Raw genomic sequence first — 7541 nt, forward strand, 5'->3', positions numbered from 1 at the left:
CCCCCGACCGTTGCCGCGCCCCCGACGCTCCCCAGGAACAGCCCGCTCAGGGTGCCGCCCGCCCCCGCGATCATGGCCCCGAAGAGCGCGGCCAGGAGCTGGTTGGCCATGACCAGCATGGCGATGGTGATGGCCGCGGCCAGGATGGTGACGATGGCCATGTTGAGCGCCTTGGTCTGGGCCGTCGAGGCCAGCGCAAGCTGGAAGCCCTCGCTGGTGGCCTGCAGCGCCACCAGGCGGTTCATCAGCCCCAGGCTGGCCGCGCCAGCGGCCCAGGTGTCCCCCGCCTCCAGCAGCGATCCCTCGGGCAGCTTGGCCGGGTCAAAGGCCACGGACTCGAAGTCCTTCTTCCACTGTCCGCCCTGCAGCGGGTTGCCCCCGCTGGCGGCCACGTACAGCCGCACGGTCTCGCCAGGGTTGGCCCCCAGGTCCGGCCAGCCCCTGACACGCTGGAAGAAAGCCAGCAGCCCCTTGGCGTCCTCGCTCACCGCCACCCTTCCCTCGCCGAAGAGCTTCTTGAGCTCGCCGTACATCGCCTTGCGGTCGTCCTCGCTGAGGCTGCGGTAGCTGCCGGCGGCGAAGCCGGGCGGTACCCGCTCGAGGAGGTTCTTCAGCGCCACCCCGTAGGCCTCCTGCAGCGCGGTGAAGCCGCTGGGCATGAGGCGGGCCTCGTTGGCGTAGGCGGGGTTCTCGCCCTTGACCCTCGCCAGCTCCCCCGCCAGGCCCCCCGCCACGCTGGCGGTGCAGTCCACCCCCTCGACCGCCAGGCCCTGGGCGTCGGCCTCCAGGCAGCGGTAGAGGTTGTAAAGCTGGCGGGTGGCGATCTGGTTGAGGCTGGGCGCGAAGGCGGCGGCCCCCGGGGGGATGCCCGCCTCAACCAGCTTCTTGGCCATGTCCTCGAGGGCCTGGATCTTGGTGGTGGCGTTGTTGTAGGTCAGGCTCATCCCCGTCGAGAGGAGCACCCCCGAGACCAGCGGGGTCAGCAGCGCCACCAGGACGTACTTGAAGGCGTTCAGCAGCACCTGGGGTCCGACGAAGAGCGCCAGCGGCACCAGCAGTCCCATGAAGAACAGCACGCTGTAGAGGTAGACCCCGGCCAGGGTGTTCAGGGCGTGGAAGGTGGCGATGGTGATGAGCGGGCCCATCACCAGCAGGGTGCGCACCGTGCCCATGGTGTTGCTCACGCTGCGCGAGATCTCCGGCAACCCGGCGGTGGCCGCCGCGCAGCCTTCCACCCCCCCGTTGCCGGTGCCCGCCCCCAGCGCCGCCCCCAGCCCGCAGCGCAGCAGGGGGTTGACGCTCTGGCTCACCGCCCCTGCGCTGGCGGCGATCCAGGAGGTGATGGAGAGGTTGAGCACCATGGTCTGCACCCGCTTTATGCCCTGCCCCTCGTTCTTGAGCGAGGCGATGATGGCCTGGTTGGCCGAGTTGAGGAACACGTCCTTGTACAGCGACTTCAGCCCCTGGTGCAGCGGAAGCTCGGGGGCGGTGGGCTCCTCGACGGTCACGGTCTTGGTGGCGGTGACGTAGCCGCCGGTGGCAGGGTCGGTGGTGACGTAGGAGATGTCCTTGGGCTTGTGCTGGCTGCTGAGCGTGCAGGGGTAGCTGTGCTGGCTCGCCGCGGTGCAGCCGTTGTACTGCGGGGGGATGACCAGGGTCTGCCAGGCCGCGCCCACCAGCACCAGCCGGACCAGGGCCAGCGCCGGGCTCAGCCGGCCCAGCTTGGCCTGCCAGAAGGTGGCGGCCACCCCCAGCACCAGCAGCACCAGCCCGAAGTTGTACAGCAGCACCGGCACCTTGTATTCGCGCAGCTTGCGCCCGTAGAAGGGCAGCCAGCGGTCGGTGTCGGGGAAGTATTCGCTGTAGCGGGCGGGGTCGGCCAGGGCCTGCACGATGGAGAGGCCCTGCTCGAGGGTGAACTGCTCGGGGGGCTGGGGGGGTTGGGCCCAGGCCAGCGGGGCTAGCACCAGCAGACCGAGCAGGCCCCACGCCCGCAGTACGCGCGCGCACGGCGGCATCAATAGACCTCCTCCATGGTCTTTTGGGTCTCGCTCAGCTCGGCGGGCATGCGGTACACGCCCTCCAGCATGGCGCTGGTGGCGGCGAGTTGCTGGACGAAGGCCTCGGCCGCGGCGCGGGAGGCGTCCTCGACCCCCTCGAGCTGCTGCATGGCCTGGTGGACGAGCAGCTTGGTCTGGGCGGCGAGGATCTGGTTGGTGGCGGCCTGCGCCAGGATCTGCTCCTTGGCCAGCCGCACCAGCCGGTCCTCCGAGGTCAGCTGCAGCTTGAGCGCGTCGATCTGCAGCGCGCCCATCTCCACCAGCACCCCCCGCACGCTGGCCTCCGCGCGGATATCGTGCTCGCGGGCGGAGGCCACCGGCTCGGCCTTGGCCGCGAGGTCGGTGGTCACCCCGGCCAGGGCCTGGGCCACGCGCGAGGGTTGGGGGGCCTGTTCCTCGACCTGGGCCACCTGGTTGCGCAGCGCCTGGCGGAAGCTATCGGCCTCCTGGACCTGCCCCACCGCGGCGACGTTGGTGGCCTGCAGAGCCCCCACCAGCGCCCCCGCCTTCTGGCGGGCCTCCTCGCGCCGCTCGGCCTCGCCCTGCGCCGTGAGCGTGAGGCCCCCCTGGGGGAAGACCTCCATCAGCCAGGAGGAGCTGGCGCGGTAGGCGCTGCGCCGCACCTGACGCTCGACGGCCGACACGGTGTCGGCCAGCCAGTCCTCCGCCGCCTGCAGCCCGCTGGCGACGGCCTTGATGTTGTCCATGCCGATGGCCCCCGCCACCCAGCTGTTGAGCTGGTTGGCCACCGCGTTGCCCAGCAGGCCCAGGAAGTTGTTGAGGATGCTGTTCGCCAGGTTGCTCGCCCGGGTGCCAAGGCTGTTCACCGTGGCGAGCGCCCGGCGGTAGAGGCTGCTCAGCGGGCAGGCGATGGCCCCGATGGGCTTGCCCTCGTGGACCGCGCACACGTTGCCCAGCAGGCGCGAGAGGGGAACCTGCTGCTGGGCGTCCGTGCTCGCGGGCAGCCCCACCGCGTTGTTCAGCAGCCAGGCCAGCACCATGCCGAAGATGCTGTCGCCGGTCTGGATGGTACCCACAGTGGGCTCGGCGAAGTAGAGGTCGGGGATGGTGAAGAAGGTGAAGTCGGGCGTCTCGACCGCCCGCGCCGGCGAGAGGGTCAGCGCCAGCAGCCAGGGTAGGGTTTTAAACAACCTCGCACGCATCTTGCTCCTCCTCAAACCAGCTCTTATAGCGCGAAACCTCCGCCCCCGACAGCTCGCCCAGCGCTGCCAGCAGGCTGCCCCGCTCCGCCTCCAGGCGCCGGCGGCGGGCCACGTCGGCGGCGCTGGAAGTGAAGGCCCAGTAGTCGAGCGGGGTCGGTGCGACGCGCAGGATGTCGCCCTGCAGCCGGCTGTCCTCCCGGCGCATCACGTACAGCAGCTCGCTCCACTCCCCGTTGCGCCGCTCGAGGGTGCGCAGCTGGGCGGTGCAGGCCTCGGGCAGGCCCAGCGTCTGCACCACCAGCTCCTCCTGCTCGGGCACCCGCAGGATCATGAACACGCTCGTCGAGTCGAGCACCCCCTGGACGTAGGGCCCCTGGTAGTCGGCGATGCTCTGGGTCATGGTCCACACCCCCGCCCCGTAGCTGCGGGCGCGGCGGTAGAGGTCGGTGACCAGATCGGCCGAAGCCTTGATCTTGAACACCGCGTGGGCCTCGTCGAAGACGACGATCTTGCGGCGGTTGCGGGGGGAGTTGTTGAGCCGGGCGTAGATCAGCTGGGCGATGAGGCTGACGCCCAGCGCCGTCACCCGCACGTCGTCGAAGGCGTCGAAGCCGGCGATGTCGAAGTAGATGACCGGGTTGTCCCCCATGTGGACGTTGGTCCGCCCGTCCAGGAAGCGGCCCATCGCCCCCTGGGTCCACACCGACAGCTCCACCGCCAGCTTGCGGGCGAGGGCCTTCTCCTCCACCCCGATCGAGCGCCCGGCCAGCTGGCCCAGCGCCCCCAGGGTGGACAGCACCTCCGAGAGGGTGATGGGCCGCAGCCGCCATCCCGATAGGGGATCGTCCGCCTCCCCGGCCACCCGCTCGCGGGCCGCGCGGTAGGCGGTGCGCACCGCCTCCATCCACAACTGTTCCTTGAGGTGGAGGTCGGGGTCGGAGGCCGCGGCGTTGCCCTTGAGGATGTGGAAGACCCGCTGCAGGAACGTCAGCTTCTCCTCCGAGGGCTCGGTCTCGCCGGGGGGCAGGTCGAACATGTTGAGCGTGACGCCCGCGCCGGGGGCGATGGGGATGGTGGCCCCGCCCGCCAGGCTCACCAGCGGGGCATAGTCCCCCTTCTTGTCGACCAGGATCAGCTCGAGGTCGCCCTCGGCCATGGCGTCGGAGAGCAGGCTCTGCACGGTGAAGGTCTTGCCCGAGCCCGACGCGCCCAGCACGGCGGTGTTCCAGTTGGTGGCCTTGGGGTCGAAGAGGTCGATCCCCACGAAGGCGCTGAAGCGGTTGGTGGTGAGGCAGGTCGCGCTGTCGAGCTTGGGGCGCACCCAGGGGCCGAAGAAGACCGCGACCTGGGCCGCGTTTTCGGAGAGGGTGGTGAAGGTGGTGTCCTGGCTGCGGCCGCTGAAGGGCAGCAGCCGGCTGAAGGGGTAGGCCAGGTACTCCTGCTGGCGGCGCCACTTGGCCCCCAGCGTGTCGCCCAGCCGCGGCAGGATGATGCGCTCGATGGCGTCGAGGTGCTCGACGCTCTCCCCGCGCACCAGCAGGCTCGCGCCCCAGCGCAGGAAGTGCTCCCCGCTCTTCTCCTGGCGCTGCAGGGCCTGCAGCAGGTCGCCCACCGCGTTGGCTACGCTCGACTCGGGGGCGCTGGCGGCGTCGGAGTTGAGCTGCCAGGCCTGGCGCTTCTTGTTCTCCAGCCGCTGCAGCACTGCGCTCTGGGCGGGGTGCTCGAGGTCGAGCACCAGATAGGCGCGCTCGTTGATGAGCGCGTCGGCCAGCAGGCCGTAGCGGGTGGCGGCGGGCGGGCCGTACATGGAGTACAGCCGCACGTAGTCCTCGCCCAGGTGCAGGTAGTCGCGGGCGAGGTTATAGATCTCGCTCCGCCCCAGCGCCCGCTTGAGCGTCTGGGGGTCGAGCTCGGGGTCGGCCCGCAGGGTGCGCTCGCTGGCGTAGCGGGGGTCGGGGCGGTAGGGTCCGGGGGGCTCGTGGTCGTTTAAAAAGCGATAGCACAGGCCGAAGACGGCCTGGTCGTCCATCGGCTCGGCCTCGAGGCCGCCCCGGCGCAGGTAGGCCACCAGCGCCGCGCGCAGGTCGCGAGCCTCGGCCAGCGCCTCCTCGAACTCTCCGGGGGAGAAGGGCAGGTAGTGGGCGGCCCGGCCCGCCAGGCCCAGCGCCGCGCGCGCCCGGCCCAGCAGGTAGCCCAGCGCGCTGCCGCCGCCCGCGCGCGCCCGGCCGCCGCTGACGAGGAAGTAGACCTTCCAGCTCAGCCGCTGGCCGCGGCGGGCCAGCCGTTCCTGCATGCTCGCGCGCTCCTCGGCGAGCATGCGGAAAACCGCCCGCCCGGCACGCTTGCGCGCGCGGTAGGCGGCGATCTCCTCGGCGCTGCCCCGGCGCGACTCCACGATCACGCGCAGGCGATGGTCGGTGGGCACCACGCTCTCCAGCAGCCCGCGCAGCTGCGCCAGGAGGATCTGGCGGTCGCCCGCGCTGCGGAAGAGGTCTGGCCCCACGTCCACGGCCGCCCCGACCTCGAAGCGGCCGTCCTCCAAGAACATCACCCCCTGGTGGATCTCCCAGTAGGGCAGCAGCTGGTGCAGGGGTTTGGTGTACATCCGTGGCTCCTGTGTCCTCTCTGTGACTCCTCCCTGGTGCGCGAGCCCCGCCTTGGCGGGGCTCGCGGGCTGGGGCTGCTCGCGCACTATCGGGAGGGCGCGTCGGGCTCGATCTCGAGCACCAGCGGCACGTGCTGGCGGTCACGGCCGGGCGCGTAGCGCTGGGCCATGCTGACGTTGGCCCGCAGGTGCGCGAGGGCGCGACCGGGGAAGCGGTCGCGCAGCAAGGCCGAGAGCCGCAGCACCGCGAAGGCCGCCGCCAGCGAGAACCCGATGCCCCACCAGCCCCCCTTCAGGCTCTGGTTGAGCTGCATCCCCCCGAAGAGCACCGCGCCTGCCAGGACGATCTGGAAGGGCTGGTAGCCCATAAAGGTGTAGACGCGATCGAGGTTGGGGTGGGGCAGGGGGTCCATGGCTCAGCCGCCGCAGTAGACGGTGGTGTTGCCGCTGGAGTCGATGACAATGCGGTTGTTGCCGGGCGGCTTGGCGGTGGAGTAGTCGATCTGGGTGACCAGCTTCTGCAGCTCGTTGAAGTTGAGCAGCACGAGGCCGCCGATCGCCAGCGTGGCCGCCATGGCCTTGCCCGCCCGCGCGTCCCAGGCGAAGTAGCTGACCGCGGCGACGGCGAGAAGGACCACGATGACCAACCGACCCACCGCCCCGGTGAGGATGTTGATGAACGGGCACAGCGCTGCGCCCGCCTTGTTGCCTACCGCCGTTTCCACGCCCTGGCCCAAGGCGGCCCCGGCGGCTAAGAGTCCCAGCAGCGCCAAGAGGAGGATGATCCTTCGGTTCATGCTCATGCATCTCCTTTCGTAAATCAACATATCATAAACCGCTTTAGAGGGGCATAATCTCATGAATGAAAAACCCTACAGGAGCACCCTGCTAGGATGTTGGCATGGCTGATCCTATCAATCAGCAATATACGAATACCCTCGAGGCCATCCGCCAGGCCCTCGGCGGCGAGCTGCCCGAGCCCGGCACCCCGGCCTTCGAGCAGGCGCTGCGCCGCATCCAGCGAGAGCGGCCCGAGCTGCTCGACGCGCTGAAGGCGCTGCGCGACCCCTCGGCGCTGCCGCCCGTCAACCCCACCCACGCCGCCACGCTGCGCGAGTTCCGTGGGGCCGTCCGGCGGGCGCGGGCGGTCGAGCGGGCGCAGGCGTGGCTCAACCGGGTCTTCGGCATCAAGGACCCCCGGCGCGACAAGACCCACTTCAACTTCCGCCTGGTGGCGGTGCTGCTGGGCGGGGCGGTCTTCGCCGCCGGGGCGCTGTGGGCACTGTGGCCCGACCTCTCGCGGGCCCTGGCCGGGCTGGACCGACCCGGGGCCGCGGCGACCGGGGTGGCCACCGCCTCGAGCGCCGAGCCCGGGCCCGCCTCGCCCGTGCGGTTGACCCAGGGTGCTGACCCCCAGGCCCTCCCGGCCAGGGCTGGGGGCGTTGACGACCCCCTCCGCGACGGCACGGCCGTACACCAGCCGGGCGACCCCCACGCAGACGAGCAGGCCGCCGGGCCCGGCGGCCTCCCGCCGCAGGAGGCGGCGGCGAGTCCTCTGTCGGGACGGGCGAGCCCGGTGCCCCAGGACGTGCCCCTGCCCCCGCGCGACTTCGAGCTGCTGTTTGAGGCCCTTGACGAGGGCCGCCTCGAGGCCGACGCTTTCTACCGCGAGTTGCTGGCTCACTCGGCGCCGCGCAAAGCAGCTGCGCTGGC

Annotated in this window: 6 protein-coding genes; 1 reads left to right on the forward strand and 5 read right to left on the reverse strand. The window is 70.9% G+C overall.

Going from position 1 to position 7541, the window contains the following annotated elements:
* The 5 genes from Mrose_RS17175 to Mrose_RS17195 all read right to left on the reverse strand — a co-directional run.
* On the reverse strand, positions 1-2018 hold a 2018-nt coding region (locus tag Mrose_RS17175; protein ID WP_119280353.1), incomplete at its 3' end, for a hypothetical protein.
* Positions 2018-3223: a hypothetical protein gene (locus Mrose_RS17180; RefSeq protein ID WP_147371708.1), complete on the reverse strand. Its 1206-nt coding sequence runs from the start codon at positions 3221-3223 to the stop codon at positions 2018-2020. The genes Mrose_RS17180 and Mrose_RS17175, both read right to left, overlap by 1 nt.
* Positions 3204-5828, reverse strand: a complete 2625-nt coding sequence (locus Mrose_RS17185) for a VirB4 family type IV secretion system protein (RefSeq protein WP_119280357.1) — start codon at positions 5826-5828, stop codon at positions 3204-3206. The genes Mrose_RS17180 and Mrose_RS17185 overlap by 20 nt, the downstream gene beginning before the upstream one ends.
* Before the next feature lie 86 nt (positions 5829-5914).
* Positions 5915-6241, reverse strand: a complete 327-nt coding sequence (locus tag Mrose_RS17190) for a hypothetical protein (RefSeq protein WP_119280359.1) — start codon at positions 6239-6241, stop codon at positions 5915-5917.
* Between the two features lie 3 nt (positions 6242-6244).
* The gene (locus Mrose_RS17195) at positions 6245-6625 is read right to left on the reverse strand and encodes a hypothetical protein (protein WP_147371709.1); all 381 of its coding nucleotides are present in this window, start codon (positions 6623-6625) and stop codon (positions 6245-6247) included.
* A 104-nt stretch (positions 6626-6729) separates the two neighbouring features.
* On the opposite strand from Mrose_RS17195, the gene Mrose_RS17200 reads away from it, so the two are divergent.
* On the forward strand, positions 6730-7541 hold an 812-nt coding region (locus Mrose_RS17200; protein ID WP_476695785.1), incomplete at its 3' end, for a serine/threonine-protein kinase.

The sequence above is a fragment of the Calidithermus roseus genome, from assembly GCF_003574095.1.
GTDB lineage: Bacteria > Deinococcota > Deinococci > Deinococcales > Thermaceae > Calidithermus > Calidithermus roseus.